We start from the raw sequence: 18,217 nt of genomic DNA on the forward strand, positions 1-18,217 counted from the left end.
TTGTCCTAATTGTAAGCTTTAGTTGCATTCTCTACAGTTATTTATTACAAAAGAGCGAAGATTCCTCATTTAGCGGATATTTAATTGTACATACTACAACTAAACTCGACTTTAGCTGATATATAGGAAATTTAATTGTATGAAGTACAACTAAAACTAAAATTCAAGCAGATCTGGTCACATTAACCTACTGCATATTCTCTACATACCAGTTAGTTTACAACCAAATATTATACTCCGAACTCCATAAGTAACTACTTTCGGAGTTCAATTTATATGTTACTTGAAGGTTGCGATGTGGCACTTTTGAGCGTAGATATAACGGCGAGCAAACCAACACATGCAATTAGTAAATGTAAGCGCAGACTCAACTACCAATTCACACGTAAACCCAACTATTTAGCAACTACCAGCTCACATGTAACCACGAACTATTTAGTAACTACGAACTCACATGTAACCACCAACTATTTAGTAACTACCAACTCACATGTAACCACCAACTATTTAGTAACTACGAACAAAACTCTAGCCTGTAATGTAACTAATTATAAGCTGAGCGCTATATTTCTAAGCAGGCACTGCCTTTCTCCGTTGAACAGCTACTACTCTCCCCGCAGAGTAATCAGCTTCTACCTTCCCACCAGAAAGTAAGCTAAACAAGTCAAGCTCACCAGTAAACTATTGCTTCGTTCTATCCTCGATCCGAGCGCTACTGCAGCTGAGTCTCCGCATTCCAGCGGCAGAGCTCCTGCACCAAACCATCTATGGTTGCCTCTTCAGGCAAGAGTCCTGGTGTCAGTCCCGCGTCTACCGCAGTCTGCTCCGTTAACGGGCCGATACAGGCGATTTTCACGTTTGCAAGTAGCGGGAGCGGATCTACAAGTCCCATCCGTTTCAGGATGTGTAAGAAATTACGCACGGTTGACGAGCTGGTGAAGGTTACCGCGTGTACGCGACCTTCCTCTAGCAGCTTCAACAACTCGTCGTCATCCTCACCAGTGACAACCGTCTCATAAGTATCCACGTCTGTCACCTGAAGGCCAAGCTCTCTCAGCTTGTCCGGCAGCCAGTCCCGCGCCAGATCGCCGCGCGGCAAAAGCACGTTCTGCCCCGGCAGCAGCTGGGGACCGAACGTCTCAATCAGACCTTCCGCCTGAAACTTCGCCGGAAGTTCCTCAGCGATCACCCCGCGCTGCGCCAGCGCGGCGGCTGTGCCTGGCCCCACCGCTGCAATACGCGCGCGGTGTAGCCCGCGAATGTCCGCCCCCAGCTCCGCCAAGTGGCGCCAAAAAAACTCCACGCCGTTCGGGCTAGTGAAGAATACCCAGTCGTACGATTCCAGCGCGCCAAACGCCGCTGCAATCTTCGCCTTCTTCTCTGCCCCTTCCGGCATGATCGTCTCGATCACCGGGAACTCGTAGGGTTCCCCGCCGAGTTCTTCAATTCTATCCACCAGCTCGCTTGCTTGGCTGCGAGCCCGTGTCACCACGATGCGTTTGCCGAATAACGGCATCGCCTCGACCCACTTCAGCTGCTCACGCTGCAGCACCACGTCGCCGACGACGATGACTGCCGGCGGCTGAAAATCCGCCGCCTTCACCTTCGCCTCAATATCGGCGAGGGTTCCCGTCAGCGTCTCCTGATCCGCGCGGGTGCCCCAGCGCACAAGTGCCACTGGTGTTTCTGGCGGCCGCCCGTGCTTGATCAGCTGAGCGCTGATATAACCTATTTTAGCTACGCCCATCAGAAACACTAACGTTCCCGTGGCGTTCGTTACTTTATCCCAATGTATGGAATGATCCAGTTTATCCGGACTCTCATGCCCGGTGATAATCGACAGGGAAGAAGCATGATCGCGGTGCGTAACAGGTATACCCGCATAGGCAGGTACACTGATCGCTGACGTGATGCCCGGTACGATTTCGTAATAGATCCCATTTTTGCGCAGCAGCTCCGCTTCTTCACCCACTCGGCCAAAAATCGTAGGGTCCCCACCCTTAAGCCGCACCACTGTTTTCCCCTGTAAAGCCAAATCAACTAACAATTGATTAATCTCTTCCTGCTTCATCGTGTGGCGATCCGGGAGCTTGCCCACATAAATCTTCTCCCCGCCGGGTTTCATGCATTTTAGCAATCTAGGACTTGCCAAGCGATCATACACCAGCACGTCGCTTTTTTGGATACACTCGAGGCCTTTCACAGTAATCAGCTTTGCGTCCCCGGGACCTGCACCTACCAAATAAACCTTCCCCGTCAATCCACTCATCCCCTAACGTCTGACAGTATCTTCTCCGCTCCTCTTGCAATCAGCTTTTTAGCGACTTCTTCGCCGAGCTGTACCGGGTCAATCCCCGTGCAAGTTTCTTTCAAAATCGTTGAACCGTCCGGTGTTCCCACCATCCCCGTTAACGAGATTACTTTGTGCTCAGCGGTAGCAGCTTTGGCGGCTGCGTCAAGCACCGCATGAGCACCAATCGGCACTTGGCAGCCGCCATTCAGCACGCCAAGGAACGTGCGCTCCGCCGCTACCGTCAACGCCGTATCGGCATCGTTGTATAACGCCAGCAGCTTCCGCAGGTCAGCGTCATCTGCGCGGCACTCGATGCCGAGTGCGCCCTGCCCTACAGCGGGCAGGCAAACCTCCGGCGGCAGGTAGGCGCTCACGCGATCCTGCCAGCCCATGCGCGACAGCCCCGCCGCTGCCAGCAGGATTGCGTCGTATTCGCCGCTCTCCAGCTTGCGCAGCCGCGAGTCAATGTTGCCGCGCACGGGCTCAATGACCAGATCAGGCCGCAGCGCAGCAAGCTGGCTGGATCGGCGTAGGCTGCTTGTGCCTACGCGTGCACCCTGAGGCAGCTCGTCTAGCGAGACGCCTCCGTTAGAGATCAAAACATCACGCGGATCGACACGCTTCGGCACAGCACCATTGATCAGCCCATCCGGTAACTCGGATGGCATATCCTTCATGCTGTGCACCGCCATGTCGATTTCTTTTTCCAGCATCGCTTGCTCGATTTCCTTCACGAACAACCCTTTGCCGCCTACCTTGGATAAAGTAACGTCAAGAATGCGGTCACCTTTGGTGACGATCTTTTTCACTTCAAAAGTAAATCCAAAACCATGCTCTTCGCTAAGTCGCTCCAAATCAGCAATCACATGTCCCGTTTGCGTCAACGCAAGCGCGCTCTGTCTACTTCCCACTATAACCTTACGCATTGTCCATTCCTCCTGGTAACGTTCGCCTCTTACTCTTCACCACAGAACCTTGCACTAGAAATCCAAACCCAAACTAACCAATTAACTACTCTCACTCTAAAAAAGGCATTATTGCCTTTGAATTCGCTACTTCGGATGATTTCCACCAACCTGAGGCATTCTTGCCTTTCATTTGGCTCCTTCGGCGACTGTGGCTCGTTTAGAGGGCATTGTTACCGTTCATTCCGCCATCACAGCTACTTAAGTCCAATTCAACGGGATTTATACCGTTCATTCCACCCTCTAAGCCACTTCAGCCGAATTCAACAGTATTTATACCGCACATTCCGCCATCCTAGCCACTTCATACCAATTCAACAGTATTTATACCGTTCATTTCACCAAACTAGCTACTTCAACCCAATTCAACGGGATTTATACCGTTCATTTCACCATTCCAGTTACTTCAGCCCAGTTCAACGGGATTTATACCGTTCATTTCACCATTCCAGTTACTTCAACCCAATTCAACAGTACTTATACCGTTCATTTCACCATCCCAGCTACTTCAACCCAATTCAACGGGATTTATACCGTAGATTCCACCATTCTAGCTACTTCAACCCATTTCAGCGGGATTTTTACCGTACATTCCGCCATCCTAGCCACTTAAACCCAATTCAACGGGATTTATACCGTTCATTTCACCATTCCAGCTACTTCAACCCAATTCAACAGTACTTATACCGTACATTTCGCCATTCCAGTTACTTCAACCCAATTTAACAGTATTTATACCGTACATTTCGCCATGCTAGCCACTACGAGCCAATTCAGCTATTCATTATGTTTACCCAAACAACCGCTCATCACTTCATATCTTAATCTAACCCAATTTTCTAATCTTTACAGTGTCTATGCGCACTTTTACTCCAACCGCTGCTCAGCAATCCAAGCGTCCATATCCTCCGGGCTCCACGCTATGAAGGTACCCTTGCTCATCTCGTTCAACACATCCAGCGCCCCAAGCTTCCGCAAAAGCCTTCCACGAACTTCAGCAGAAGGTTCTTTTTCCTTAATCCGTGTTCGCATGGCATGCACAAAATCCAAATATGGCTCATACGCCGCATCCAGCGCTTTTTCAAGCACATTTTTGATCTTCGTTGCCGCAAGCGGGCCAGCACCCGAAGTAGATACAGCTACCGTCAAACGTCCCCTCCGAACCACTCCAGGCGTGATAAAGTTTCCCGCTTCGGCATGGCTGGCCACATTTACATGAATTCCAAGCCGTCTAGACTCCCGCGCAACCTCTTCATTAACCGCCCTATCGTTAGTGGCTGCATATACGAGAAAGGCCCCACGGAGATCTCCGGGAGCATAAGTACGGTCCATCCAGATCAGGAGACCTTTTTCAGCTAGAGAATCAAGCGAATCTGTCAAAGAAGGACTAATCACCTTAACCACCGCTCCAGCTTCCAACAGCCCACTCACCTTACGTTCAGCCACGACACCACCGCCAATAACCACACAGTGCTGCCCTTCACAATCCAGCATTATGGGTAAATAACGCGTCATGCCCCTCACTCCCCGCTCCAACCGTGAAAATCAGACCAAGAATTCAACAGAAAATTTAAGATAATAAAAGCATATCCTAAAATCGCCCAGCGAGCCATACTTACTCCACTTTTCCGCCCGGACTTCTTAAAGATAATATAAAATATGTAAATCCCAAGACCGATAAGAGTCGTTAATACTTTTAAATCCTTCAATAAAAGCGTCCGTCCCTCAGATACTATAGATAAACCAGCCACCACCAGTGATATTCCCAGCAAAGGAGTGCCCACCAAAATAGCGGTGTAAGAGTATTTATCTGTAGTCTCCAGGTTCGGCAAACGACGGATCCGGTCGCTCCATTTCTTGCTTTTGAGTCTGGTGTGCAGGAACAAGTACAATATTGCAAAAACCGTCCCTAACGTCAGTGCTGCAAAACTCATATTTGCCAAAATCACATGCATCGTCAGCCAGCCATACACCGCACTCCAAGTCTCAAGCGTATGCCCACCCGCCGTCAGCCACACCCGATTAAGCAGAAAAACACTAAACCCGGCCATACTGAGCAGCAAAATCGTAAACTCGCCTCCACGTGTAAAAGCCACCGCAAGCGAAGTCAGCACAATACTAAACGCAAACCAAAACAAGAAATCATAAGGTGTGAAAATAGGCAGGCCTTTCTCCTGAGAGAAACGAATTCCAAGTCCTGCAACTTGCAAAAGACCCACAACAACAAGAAGCCCCGTGCCTAACCGCTTCCCACCCGGACTCCTCTTAAGGCAATCCGAGAAAACAAACAGCAGGCTCAGGGCATAGACCAGCAGAGCGGCATCATATATTCCGTTCAGCAGTTGCATATTATTCACCCACCCAGCAAGCCTGCCGGAGCAAGCGCCGTCTTAGGCACAGAAAAATCAGCGCTGCCAGCCGTACGTTCTCCAGAACTAGACTCCTTAACCGAGGCAATATCTCCATCATCTGAATCGGATTTGAGCTGTTCCTGCAATGCAAAGATTTTGGAAAAATAATCAAGAGCTTCATTCCCCTGCTTACCGCCGGACAGCTCTTTAATTACATTGATCGGATCATGCATCATCTGGTTCACGATACTTTTAGTCAGACGGCGGATTACTTTCCGCTGATGCTCGTCCAGCTCGGGCAGCTTATTGAACAAACTCTCCATCGTTTCTTCATGAATCGTATTCGATTTATCCTGGAGCGCCCGGATCACCGGTCTTACCCCAAGCGTCTTGAGCCACAGCTGGAACTCATCCATTTCCTCGCTGATCATCACTTCAATCTTCGCAGCTTCACTTCGGCGCATTTCCAGATTGTTCTCCACAATGCCCTCCAGATCATCAATATCATACAAAAAAACATCCGGCACATTTGCCGCCGCAGGATCAATATCACGTGGTACAGCAATATCAATCATAAAAAGCGGCCGCGAAGGGCGGCGTTTCATAGCATGCGCTACCTTATCAGCCGTAAGCACATACCCATCTGCTCCTGTTGAGCTGATCACGATATCTACTTCATTTAGAGTTGTTAACGCATCTTCAATCGTACTCGGCTTACCCGAGAACTTCTCCGCCAATTCAATCGCACGCGACAGCGTACGGTTAGCGACAATCACTTCTGCCGCACCACTACTGTATAGATGCTTCACGGTAAGCTCGCTCATTTTGCCGGCGCCGAGAATCAGTACTTTTTTCCCAGTGAACATGCCAAAAATCCGCTTGCCCAGCTCCACAGCCGCATAACTGACAGATACTGCACTCTCGCCGATTGACGTTTCACTATGTGCTCTTTTGCCCAGCGTCACCGCTTGCTTGAACAACCGATTGAACCAAGTTCCAGTTACACCCTCAGCCTGAGCTGTGAGAAAAGAACTCCGCACCTGTCCCAGGATCTGCGTCTCCCCAATCACCATGGAATCCAGACCGCAGGTCACGCGGAACAAATGCGCAATCGCCTGTTCGTCTTCATAAATATACATATGCTGAGCAAATTGCTCGCTTTTCACACCAAACCATTGCTCCATAAAGCCGCGGATGAAATAACCAGCCATATGAAGGCGGTCCATCACCACATAAATTTCCGTACGGTTGCAAGTAGCTACTAAGACCCCTTCTAGCACACCCTTCGTCTTCATCAGTTGATGGAGCGCTGCCGGAAGGTCACTTTCCGCAAAAGCAAACTGTTCCCGAACCTCCACGGGAGCCGTACGATAATTCAGGCCAACGACGACGATGTGCATCGATAGTTCACCATCCTAGTCTCTATAAGTTACTGAAATCCAGTTATATAAATTAATATCTTACATACCGTTCACTTTCACAACATCTCAAAACACTGTGTTAAGTATATCACACGAAAATAAGACTTTTTACAGATTTTTTGAACGCTTTATGAAATCCAGATAATAATTATTATAAATAAAAAACCGTAGGTTCGCTACGGTTAGGATGAGTTATTTTTAGCTAATTTATAAGGTTGTGGAAGTGAGAATGAAATATTATGGCCTACTAGTTCTTAAAATCGTCAAAAAGTCCGTTCTCCAAAAAAAATAAGTCACTGCTAAGTGACTTAAAACTTCTCAGGTTTCTTAACTTTTATCGACGCTACTTCTCCACACCTTTTGCAAAATGTGAAGATAACTGGTGAGCCAAAAGAGAAGGCTTTCCCAATAGGCATGACGTTAGCATATCCGTTGCTCATTTCGCCTTTAGCGAATGTAGTATTCCCACATGATTTACAAACTAAATTGTCTTGACTCATGAGATCACCTCGGAAGTTGGACAAAAATATTAATTATATAGTAGACTCTACTCTTTTTAGAAGTCGCCGATGCTTAGACCAAACTTTAACCCAAACACGATTTTCATCATCTAGATAAAAACGAATATTCACTAATTTTAAAGGCGTCCATATTTCTTTAAAATAGTAATTTGGCATTTGGCGTCTCTCCCACGAGAATAATATTGATATAGTTATAAGTATAAAACTATTAAACAATATTGTTTGTCGTAAATGCGCCTTAAGCCAAGATAAGAAAAAAACTGTTTTTGTCGGATTATAGTGTGAACGTTCTACAGCAGATTAGCGAAACCAGTTCTTAATCTGATCAAGGGTACTTTTTGCCTCCGGACCATTGTAACCAAAGGTGTTGCCGATCATTTTTACATACTCATTGAACGTTGTTTCTCTACTCTTTCGGTCACTCCACCAGCGTTTAGCGTTATATCCTGATGCAGAACCCACATACGTCAGCTCAATCTCCGATTTTTTGTACACACGACCAAAAAGAAATTTCACCCTCCGCATGTGAAAGTCAGAGGAAACAACAATCGCAGATTTAAAACCGTATTCTTTCATTATAGGAAGAGTGTACTCGGCATTCTGATAAGTGCTATCCGCCGCGTTCTCGGTATAAATAACGTCCTGTGGTATGCCTAAAGCTAGGGCGGTTTGGATCATATCACCCGATTTACTCGTTGACTCTTTAGCATTGGAAAGAATTATATAAGGCGCATAGCCTGCTTTATATAACTCAGCTGCCTGCTCCACACGACCTTGGCCTCCGCTTAGGACGATGATGACATCGGCTTGCTTGGGAGGTTCAGATAGAGCTAAGAAACGGCCTGCACTGAATAAACCAGTAATTAGCAATAGCAAGCATACGAAAAGGACAAATCTTTTATTCATTAAATTACCTTTTCTTTTCTTAACCGTTAAGTCGTGCATAAATCACTTATGCAATTCGTTACTAAGGATTTGTTGCCACCATTCAGCATTATCAATATACCATTGGATCGTCTGCGCAATTCCGGTCTCAAAAGTATAAGTTGGCTTCCAACCTAAATTCTCAAGTTTCGTTGGATCAATGGCGTAGCGTTTATCATGTCCTAATCTATCTGTTACAAATTCAATCAAATCTTCAGATTTCCCCAAGGTACTGATAATCGTCTTAACTACTTCAAGATTAGTTCTCTCATTATGACCACCTACATTATAAACTTCACCGCTTACTCCTTGGTGCACGACAAGGTCAATGGCCGCACAGTGATCCCAGACATGGAGCCAGTCGCGAATATTTTTTCCATCTCCGTATACAGGAACCTTCTCTTCGTTTAATACTCTTGAAATGGTTAGTGGAATCAGTTTCTCAGGAAAATGATAGGGGCCGTAATTGTTCGAGCAGCGTGTTATGTTCATTGGTAAACCAAAGGTCTCATAATACGCACGAACTAACAAATCAGACGCTGTTTTGCTAGCACTATAAGGACTGTTAGGCTGCAAAGGTGTTTCTTCGGTAAAAAATACAGTAGGATCAAAATCGAGTTCGCCATACACTTCATCCGTAGAGACATGGAGGAATTTAGTAATGCCGAATTTTTTAGCTGCATCCAGTAGTACCTGTGTCCCCATAACATTCGTGCGAACGAATATCGCAGGATCAGTAATTGAGCGATCGACATGGCTCTCCGCAGCGAAATGAACAACATAATCGAATTTTTCCAACTCAAAAAGAGACAATATTGCCTCCCGGTCAGCAATGTCAGCTTGAACAAACCGATAATTGGATTTAGACTCAATATCCTTATGCTTCGTTAGATCACCCGCATAAGTTAACAAATCCAAATTCACAATATCATAATGCGGATATTTATCTACCATATACTGTACAAAGTTGCCTCCAATAAATCCGGCACCACCCGTAACCAGCATCTTTTGCTTACTCAATGAACGCACTCCCGATCTATTAGCTTTATTAGTTATTGTAAAAAAAATTCAAATTAGCCTCTTTTAATAAAGGCGCCTTCTCATCCTTGGCAGATAATACAGGTGTAATATGAAGAGGCCATTCGATGCCAATAGAAGGATCATTCCACAGAATACCCCCATCACATTCCGGGGCATAAAGCTCATCGCACTTATACTGAACCTCTACGTCTTCTGTTAGCGTCATGAATCCATGTGCGAATCCTTTTGGGATCAGCAGTTGCTTTTTGTTCTCAGCATTCAGTTCAATGCCGAACCATTTACTATAGGTAGGACTACCTTTTCTGATATCTACGGCTACATCAAAAATAGCACCACGTGTACAACGAACCAATTTCGTCTGTGCCTTGGGATGTAATTGATAGTGCAAACCACGTAATGTTCCTTTAGTCGCAGAGTAGGATTGGTTATCTTGTACAAACTCCATATCTATTCCATGCTCTTTAAACTTAGCTCCGCTATACGTCTCCATAAACCAACCGCGGTGGTCCCCAAAAACAGCCGGTTCAACGACTAATACGCCTTGCAATAAGGTTTCTGTAATTTTCATCACTGCCACACTTTCAGTTATTAGTATTGTATTTTACCTGTAGCTACTTTCATCAAATACTGACCATACCCCGTCTTACTTAACTTCTCCCCGCAATTCCACAAGTGTTCTTTAGTAATCCATCCATTAATATATGCAATTTCCTCCGGAGCGGCGATCTTGATTCCTTGATGATCTTCAATAGTCCGTACAAAGTTAGTTGCGTCGACAAGACTTTGATGAGTTCCTGTATCTAACCAGGTGAATCCCCGACCTAGAAGTTCCACATCAAGCTCACCAAGATTTAAGTAAGCTTCATTAATGGAGGTAATCTCCAATTCTCCACGTGAAGAGACCTCAACGTTCTTAGCAATCTCAATAACTCTGTTATCATAAAAATATAGACCAGTAATTGCATAGTTAGATTTTGGCTGAGCTGGTTTTTCCTCCACGCTCAACACTTTGCCCTCTTCATTAAATTCTACCACACCAAATCGCTCTGGATCTTGCACATGATATCCGAATACTGTAGCTCCTTGTTCTTTAGAAGAAGCGCGTTGCAACATCTTCCGCATTCCATTTCCATAGTAGATATTATCTCCAAGGATCATGGCAACTGAATCATCACCTATAAAAGATTCACCCAAAATAAAAGCTTGAGCTAGGCCGTCAGGACTTGGCTGAACTATGTATTGTAACGAAATACCAAATTGTGAACCGTCACCTAATAAGCTTTCAAATCTAGGCGTGTCCTCTGGAGTTGAAATAATAAGAATTTCTTTAATGCCCGCTAGCATTAATGTGGATAGTGGATAGTAGATCATTGGCTTGTCGTAAATGGGTAAAAGCTGCTTACTTGTGACCATTGTTAATGGGTATAGGCGTGTACCGCTGCCGCCTGCTAGGATAATGCCTTTCATAATGTCGTCACTCCTCTTGAATAGTTGTATATAAGTTTCATATCATATCTTTATAAAGTTTTTTACATTTTTAATTGTGCTAGAAATATCTTTTCTTTTCCTAACTAGATAAAACACATATGCCATGGCATATATTATAACTGATAACCATGAATTCAACATCCATCCAGACAACACAAATATAATGGTCATAGATAATTCTAATAGTATATCCTTATAGATTGAAATCCTTAGTATTTTAGATAATAGAATTTCAGAGAATATACATTTAAATGCTAAGAGAATTACGATGGACATTATTGCTAAGCTTAAATTTTTAAGTACTATTGTAGTTAAAATGGTAATTATAACGCTAAGTACTAGTGTTATTATATTAACTTTTAACATTAATTTTTCTTTTCTTAATGTCTTTAGATATGTATTTATCAATAGTGACGTTTTACCTTCGTAAACACACATGGGGAATACAATAGCCATGAACTTTAAACTATCTGCATACTGTGGAAGCCACGCTGTTAGAACTACCTTAAATGGATAATATATTATTAGAACACCCAACAAGCATACCATTAAAAGGGTTCTCATAGTCTTATAAATCTTTGACAGTTTCTTTTCATCAGTTCTCCGCAGAATCGGAAACATTATTATCCCGAGAGCATTAATAAATAACATCAAGAGATTAGACACACTTAATGTAAGAGATACCTTTCCAAAAGTTGACACATCCCAAGATCGTTCTATTCCAAAACGGATTACCCCTATAATAAACATGCTCGCTATAGTCGCAAACATTAACTTTATCCCAATGTTTATATTATTAGCGGTTTCTCGCCAGCTAAAGTAGAAAGTTGAAATTCTACGAAATACAATATCCCTGCAACAATACATTGCATACAATAAAGAGATTAATTTACCTATCAAGTCAGCTACTATCATTAATTTATAATTTCTTACACCAAAAACTAAAAATACAATTATGAGAAAGCAGTATAGTATTCTATCCATCGTTGTTATCTGTGCATACTCTTTAATTCTGTTTGTACCTTGTAGGATATAAAGTAACATAAATCTAAGGTTGACTAATAATAAACAAGCTGCCACCATTCTAATGATAAATACTCTGTTTACATCCAAAACGTACAAAGTTGAAATACTAATTATTACTACTCCGATTATTAATTGGAGTGAAAGTAGCATATAAAACTGCGAGAAAAACAATCGTTTATCCAGTTCATTATATTGTTTACCACTGTACCTTAGATAAATCCCATCGTTCCAACCAAAATGCAAGAAACCAACGTATGAAGAATAAAACATATAAAGTTGCCAATAGCCGTACTCGTTTATCCCTATAAGCTTTGGAATTACTAATATTACCAAAGTCGAGACGATTAAAGAAACAAAATTTGATGATAGAGTATAAGAAAAATTTTTTATGAGATTCACAACTTTATAATTCAACTCTTTGCCCTCAACATTCTATAACAAAATCATCACACTATTAACTTTAAATTACATAATGGTTATTATGGTTTTATAGAATACATTAGTTAAATGATTTTGTCCTTTTATATTGAATTTCCTCAAATGATACGTTCTTTTAAATCGATTTTTGTTCTCAACAGACAAAAAACAGTCTAAGACATCTAAACTCTCCTGATTCAACTCAGTCTTATAAATTTCAAAAAATTCTTTTGCTTGTTTAAAGCTCTTTTCCATCATATTTATATAATCATGGTAAAGTTTGTTGAAATTATTTCTTTTTAGTTTCATCATAGAATTAATAACATTAGTTTTTTTTGCACCAATACTGTTATTACTATGCTGTCTATACTTAATTAATGGTCTATCAATGAATACAATCTCACCAAAGCAACTTGCTAGTATAGCTAACCACCAATCATGCATTACTGCATTATTAGGAATATTTTTCACTAGATTTCTTAATTCATTATTTATCATCATAGTACAACCTGTGACAATATTTTGAATGACTAAATAATTAATTTTATTAAATTCGAAATTAACTTTCTGATCTAGTTTCATCGATTTACTAACCAATTCAAGATTCTCATTAACAACTTCTAAATCACTATGAACTAGAATTGGTGTACCAACACCTATCTTATTTTCAGAATCTTTCATCACCTTAAGCGAAATATCAACCTTATTCTCATCCCACACGTCATCTTGATCACAAAACATAATGTAATCAAAAGATAAATCCACTTGTACTAATAGTTCTAAGAAACTTTTACATGGTCTTAAATTGACTTCACTAGTAATTACTCTCTGAAATCTATCTGGATATTCTTTAGTGTATTTTTCTATTAAATCAACAGTTCTATCAATCGAATAATCATCTCTTATAAAACAAACCCATTTCTTATAAGATTGTTTCAATAAAGATTCCAATTGAGCCGCTAAATATTTTTCTCCATTATATGTGGACAACAATATCGCAATGTTGTCATTAAACATCTATCTCCCCTCCATTTCCATTATGATACAATTCATTCTGAGTTAATGAGTAATGATTTATAATACCTATCGGCAGTAAAAGTAACCAAACATAATCAAATTTGAGTAAATACGGATTAGTGGCATTTGCAATCAAGAATGCTGATAATCCAGTCAATATTGGTATTACAACCATTGCAGATTCATCATCTCTTCTTGCAATTTTAACTAGTTTATTTATAATATAAAACCCAGACAAAGTATAAATAAGCACTCCAATAATCCCAGTTTTAAAGAGTAAATCAACATATTGCAACTCATAAGCCCATGGCATTTCTTCTGAACGAATTACACTTGCAACCGATCCAAGCCCATTCCCAAAAATAGGTCTATTCATCCAACCGTTGATTAATGATTCAAGTTGAGATTCTCTCTCATAACCCATATCAAGATTAAATTTATCCCATAAGGAATTTATATTTATATCAATATACATATTAAAAATAGGTATAATTACTAATCCTAATAGTAAAATTATAACAGCATACTTACTTACTTTTTTTAAAAATGACTTATTATGCTTCATTATCATTAAATATAATATGAAAGATATCAAGGTTCCGATAACTATTGATAACCAAAGACCTCTTCTCCCTGATAATAAAGCAGATATCAAACCTAAAATAGTTATAATTAAAACTACGTTTTTTGATACTCTAATAGTGTTATAGAACCTTTGGTTCCAAACCAAAACGCCAGAAATACAAAAAGGAATTAAAAATATTAGAGAGTTAAGTGAATAAAGACTATATTCCATAAAACCATTATAAAAGCCTATAGATTGACCTAAATCAAAATCTATATACAAGAACTTTGGAATCACCCCTAATTCGTTTCCTATATAAGTAAATGAATATATTGAAATAAATAACAGAGAAAGTATAAATACTTTAAATAGACTAAATAGAACCTGATCGAAAAACAGCATCGAAAATAGAACTAAATATACTATCGGCCAAGCAATAAAAACCGTCGCAGAATTAATAGCTCCTGGAGCATTCAAAAAAACACCTAAGGCTATAAATAAAGAAGACGCAATTTCTACAAAAAGTACAAATAAAATCCATTTCCTTTTTATTAATATTGTTTTCCTTATTAAGGTCCAAATTAATATTTCAAAAAAAACGCATACAAGCAAAGCAATCTTTATATTATAAAGTGATGTAGGAAATGCAAGTATAAAAAAGAAAAGCAATAATCCAGGAAATAGGAATACATAATTTATTTTTTGGCTTTGGTAATGTAGCACAAATCACACTTCCCTTGAATCGATATATATGAGTAATCCTAGATTAATAAACCCAATAAAAATTCACGATTAATTTCAGAGTTAAAATCTTCCAACCATAGTTCCCTTGATAATAATGATTTCTCTTCCCAGTTCTGAAAATTTGAAACGATAGAAATTATTGCCTCACCCCAACTAGAGTTGTCATTTATTAGAATTCCATTACCTTTCTTAATTACTTCCTTATTCATACCAACATTTGAAACAACTACAGGTAAACCACACCCAATTGCTTGAACTGCTTTAAAGGCACATTTACCTAATGTAATTTCATTCTCAGGCAGAGGCATTAAACCAATATGTGAATTTAACATTTCTTTTAACGCCAATTCTCTGTTCCATTTAATATTTTCAACAATCAAGTATTTAGTTGTGGTTTTTAATTGGATATCACTAATAACTTTAAGCCTAACTATTTTATTCTCAACCTGCTTAGCCAATACTTCTAACTGAGGTATTATATTTTTTAAAAACTCGATGTTACTTTTTGTTCCTACCCAAATCAAAATAATCTCTTGTGAAAATGATTTTTTTCTTTCTTTATTTATAATATTTAAATCAATATTCTCCATCATTGCATCTGTGGTATTTAAAACAACCACTTTTGTTTCACTCATTATTTTACTCTTCAAAAAATAATTTCCTACAATAATGGTTTTGGCATAATTATTTAAAAGTACTTCTTCATATTTGGATATTTCTTTAGAATCAAAAATATTATCATCCAGGTCCCAATATACTTCACATGCATTTTTCAGTATTTTAGTTAACAACAATTTTCCTAGTGGTGGAATTATTCTGGGAAAACATTCCCTTTGAATTATTATTTTATAATCGTCTCTAATATTAGAGATTTTTATAAGAGCTTTTATTCTACGAATATATCCTGGTATTAAAGAATATATCAGCATATAAAACAAATTCACAATTCGGATTTTGTTTTTTTGTTCATAGAATAAATCCGATTCATATTCTATCAGTTCATAATCATTAAATTCAGAATGATCCAGATATTGAAATACTCTGTAAAAAGTACTTGGACGGTACTTTTTATTCCTTACAAATATGTAAGTTTTCATTTTTCCCCCAATAAGTAAAATTATTTATATACATTTTTTTCACAAGTTCTCCTTATACCAATTCACTGCCAATTCAATACCAGAATTAAAATCATACTCCGGATTATATCCTAAAAGATCTTTCGCTTTAGATATATCAGCATTCGAGTGCTTAACATCACCAGCCCGGTCTGGCCCGAATTTAGGTTGGATATCTTTTTCTAACAATTCAGATAGCTTATTATACAAATCTACCAAGAACACTCTACCACCAAAAGCAATATTATAAACCTCGCCAGCAGCCTCCTTAGGAGCAAGCATCCCTTTTAAGTTTGCTTCTATTACATTTTCGATATAAGTAAAATCTCTTGACTGTCCTCCATCACCATTTATAGTAGAAATCTCATTATTCAATAGTGCTTTTACAAATTTAGGAATGACAGCAGCATAATAACCGTGTGGATCTTGTCTTCTACCAAAGACATTAAAATATCTAAACCCTACTGTTTCTAGACCATATATCTGAGTGTACAGTCTTCCATATTCTTCACCAACTTTTTTAGTGAGTGCATAAGGAGACAATACCTTACCTACCCTATCTTCCACCTTAGGAAGATTTGGTTCATCACCATAAACTGAGGAACTAGATGCATAAACAAATTTCTTTGCTTTATTTTGTCTTGCTGCTTCCATCATATTTAGTGTACCCTTTATGTTAATTTCCTCATAAAGAAGCGGCATTTCAATACTCCTTGGTACACTTCCCCATGACGCTTGGTGTGTAATAAAATCAATACCCTTGCATGCTTGCATACAAGTATCCAAATCTCTAATATCCCCTTCTAAAAGTTCAAATAAGGGGTTTTCTAAGAAAGGAGCTATATTCTCTCTCTTTCCTGTAGAGAAATTGTCTAGACATCTTACAAAGTATCCCATATCTAAAATAGCTTCACATAAATTAGAACCTATAAATCCAGCTCCACCAGTAACTAAAAATCTACTACCTATAGGAAACTCCAAATTTTTATATCCCATTTTTATAATCTCCAATATCGGTAATTTAAGTTTTCTGTTTCTCTTCGATCTAGTACTGCCTTTACATCGATAATTATTTTTTTGTTATTGTCTACCTTTTTAAATAGTTTATCAAAATCATTTAAATTCATATCCAAAAACTGTTTATGTGATACCGCTATAATAATTGCATCCATATTATTTATATCTCTAATATCCGTGAATTTTATCCCATATTCTCGTTCTGCTTCTAAACTATCTGCAACTGGGTCATAAATAACCGGATTTATTTTGTATTCTTTTAATTCATTGACTATATCAATAACCTTGCTGTTTCTTGTATCAGGACAATCTTCCTTAAATGTAAAACCTAATATCGCAACCTTTGCATCATGTATGGACAAATCTGCTGTAATAAGGTTTTTAACAACGTTCTCGGCAACATACTTACCCATTCCATCATTTATTCTTCTCCCAGATAATATGATCTGTGAATGATAACCCACTTCTTCTGCTTTATAAGTCAAATAGTATGGATCCACGCCAATACAGTGGCCCCCTACTAATCCAGGACTAAAATTCAAAAAATTCCACTTGGTTCCTGCTGCCTTTAAAACAGCTTCCGTATCAATCCCTAGTTTATTAAATATTATTGATAGCTCATTCATAAAGGCTATGTTGATATCTCTTTGTGAATTTTCGATTACTTTTGCTGCTTCAGCAACTTTGATACTTTCCGCTTTGTACACTCCTGCTTCTATAACCATGCTGTATACATTTGAGATTTCTTCTAATGAATTCCCATCCATCCCTGCGACTACTTTTACAATTGTTTCAAGCCTATGTAATTTATCTCCTGGATTAATTCTCTCTGGGGAATAGCCAACTTTAAAATCAACACCACACTTTAAATTGGAAGTTTCCTCTAATATTGGTACACATATATCCTCCGTTACACCTGGATATACAGTAGATTCAAAAACGACAATTGAGCCCTTGATAAGGTTTCTCCCCAACGTTCTACTAGCAGAGATAAGTGGTGTTAGATCAGGAGTTTTATCCTTATTTATAGGTGTAGGTACTGCCACTATGTGGAACTTTGCATTTTTCAAGTATCTTTCTTCCCATGTGAAAAATGCTGATGTTTTGGCTATTTCTTCATTTCCTACCTCTTTGGTTACGTCGATTCCTTGTATGTACTCCTCTACCTTACTACGTGAAATATCAAACCCTATAACATCTGCTACTTTAGCAAAAGCTATGGCGAGCGGCATACCTACGTAACCAAGCCCAATAATCGATATTTTTTCTTCCTTGCTTCTAATACCCTCGTATAGTGAAGTCATATAAGTCC

At 39.8% G+C, this 18,217-nt stretch carries 15 protein-coding genes and 1 pseudogene; 1 reads left to right on the plus strand and 15 read right to left on the minus strand.

What is annotated here, in order from left to right:
• Positions 1-712: 712 nt before the first annotated feature.
• On the minus strand, positions 713-2,260 hold the full coding sequence (gene cobA, locus NYE35_RS25095) for a uroporphyrinogen-III C-methyltransferase (RefSeq protein WP_341031157.1): 1,548 nt from the start codon (positions 2,258-2,260) through the stop codon (positions 713-715).
• Between the two features lie 5 nt (positions 2,261-2,265).
• The gene (hemC, locus tag NYE35_RS25100; RefSeq protein WP_036685130.1) at positions 2,266-3,219 is read right to left on the minus strand and encodes a hydroxymethylbilane synthase; all 954 of its coding nucleotides are present in this window, start codon (positions 3,217-3,219) and stop codon (positions 2,266-2,268) included.
• A 404-nt stretch (positions 3,220-3,623) separates the two neighbouring features.
• Between hemC and NYE35_RS31495 the strand changes: the two are divergent.
• A pseudogene (locus tag NYE35_RS31495) lies at positions 3,624-3,797 on the plus strand (DUF1720 domain-containing protein); the annotation flags it as partial.
• A 328-nt stretch (positions 3,798-4,125) separates the two neighbouring features.
• Here NYE35_RS31495 and NYE35_RS25105 read toward each other — a convergent pair.
• The 13 genes from NYE35_RS25105 to NYE35_RS25165 all read right to left on the minus strand — a co-directional run bounded on the left by NYE35_RS25105 (position 4,126) and on the right by NYE35_RS25165 (position 18,209).
• A complete protein-coding gene (locus NYE35_RS25105; RefSeq protein ID WP_076099451.1) occupies positions 4,126-4,773 on the minus strand; it encodes a precorrin-2 dehydrogenase/sirohydrochlorin ferrochelatase family protein in 648 nt (215 codons plus the stop codon).
• A gap of 5 nt (positions 4,774-4,778) precedes the next feature.
• Positions 4,779-5,606, minus strand: a complete 828-nt coding sequence (gene ccsA / locus NYE35_RS25110; protein ID WP_036685126.1) for a cytochrome c biogenesis protein CcsA — start codon at positions 5,604-5,606, stop codon at positions 4,779-4,781.
• Between the two features lie 5 nt (positions 5,607-5,611).
• A complete protein-coding gene (gene hemA / locus NYE35_RS25115) occupies positions 5,612-7,009 on the minus strand; it encodes a glutamyl-tRNA reductase (RefSeq protein WP_076105536.1) in 1,398 nt (465 codons plus the stop codon).
• Positions 7,010-7,851: 842 nt separating this feature from the next.
• The gene (locus tag NYE35_RS25120; protein WP_176462653.1) at positions 7,852-8,457 is read right to left on the minus strand and encodes a YdcF family protein; all 606 of its coding nucleotides are present in this window, start codon (positions 8,455-8,457) and stop codon (positions 7,852-7,854) included.
• Positions 8,458-8,499: 42 nt separating this feature from the next.
• Positions 8,500-9,495 carry a dTDP-glucose 4,6-dehydratase gene (gene rfbB / locus NYE35_RS25125; protein ID WP_076215586.1) on the minus strand — a complete coding sequence of 332 codons (996 nt, stop codon included), beginning with the start codon at positions 9,493-9,495 and terminating at the stop codon, positions 8,500-8,502.
• 28 nt (positions 9,496-9,523) lie between these two features.
• Positions 9,524-10,084, minus strand: coding sequence for a dTDP-4-dehydrorhamnose 3,5-epimerase (gene rfbC, locus NYE35_RS25130; RefSeq protein ID WP_076224606.1), 561 nt, complete (start codon positions 10,082-10,084; stop codon positions 9,524-9,526).
• Positions 10,085-10,104: 20 nt separating this feature from the next.
• A complete protein-coding gene (gene rfbA / locus NYE35_RS25135; protein ID WP_076224609.1) occupies positions 10,105-10,983 on the minus strand; it encodes a glucose-1-phosphate thymidylyltransferase RfbA in 879 nt (292 codons plus the stop codon).
• A 42-nt stretch (positions 10,984-11,025) separates the two neighbouring features.
• The gene (locus tag NYE35_RS25140; protein WP_256718534.1) at positions 11,026-11,988 is read right to left on the minus strand and encodes a hypothetical protein; all 963 of its coding nucleotides are present in this window, start codon (positions 11,986-11,988) and stop codon (positions 11,026-11,028) included.
• Positions 11,989-12,495: 507 nt separating this feature from the next.
• The gene (locus NYE35_RS25145; RefSeq protein ID WP_076272791.1) at positions 12,496-13,464 is read right to left on the minus strand and encodes a glycosyltransferase family 2 protein; all 969 of its coding nucleotides are present in this window, start codon (positions 13,462-13,464) and stop codon (positions 12,496-12,498) included.
• Complete coding sequence (locus NYE35_RS25150) at positions 13,457-14,752, minus strand: O-antigen ligase family protein (protein WP_076272792.1); 1,296 nt, start codon at positions 14,750-14,752, stop codon at positions 13,457-13,459. Before NYE35_RS25150 ends, NYE35_RS25145 begins: the two co-directional genes overlap by 8 nt.
• A gap of 38 nt (positions 14,753-14,790) precedes the next feature.
• On the minus strand, positions 14,791-15,870 hold the full coding sequence (locus tag NYE35_RS25155; protein ID WP_076272793.1) for a glycosyltransferase: 1,080 nt from the start codon (positions 15,868-15,870) through the stop codon (positions 14,791-14,793).
• A 39-nt stretch (positions 15,871-15,909) separates the two neighbouring features.
• On the minus strand, positions 15,910-16,884 hold the full coding sequence (locus NYE35_RS25160) for an SDR family oxidoreductase (protein WP_076272794.1): 975 nt from the start codon (positions 16,882-16,884) through the stop codon (positions 15,910-15,912).
• Between the two features lie 2 nt (positions 16,885-16,886).
• Positions 16,887-18,209 (minus strand): nucleotide sugar dehydrogenase, encoded by a 1,323-nt coding sequence (locus NYE35_RS25165; RefSeq protein WP_076272795.1) that lies wholly within the window; start codon positions 18,207-18,209, stop codon positions 16,887-16,889.
• Between the last annotated feature and the right edge of the window lie 8 nt (positions 18,210-18,217).

This window comes from Paenibacillus sp. FSL L8-0494, assembly GCF_038003695.1.
Taxonomy (GTDB): Bacteria; Bacillota; Bacilli; order Paenibacillales; family Paenibacillaceae; genus Paenibacillus_AQ; species Paenibacillus_AQ odorifer.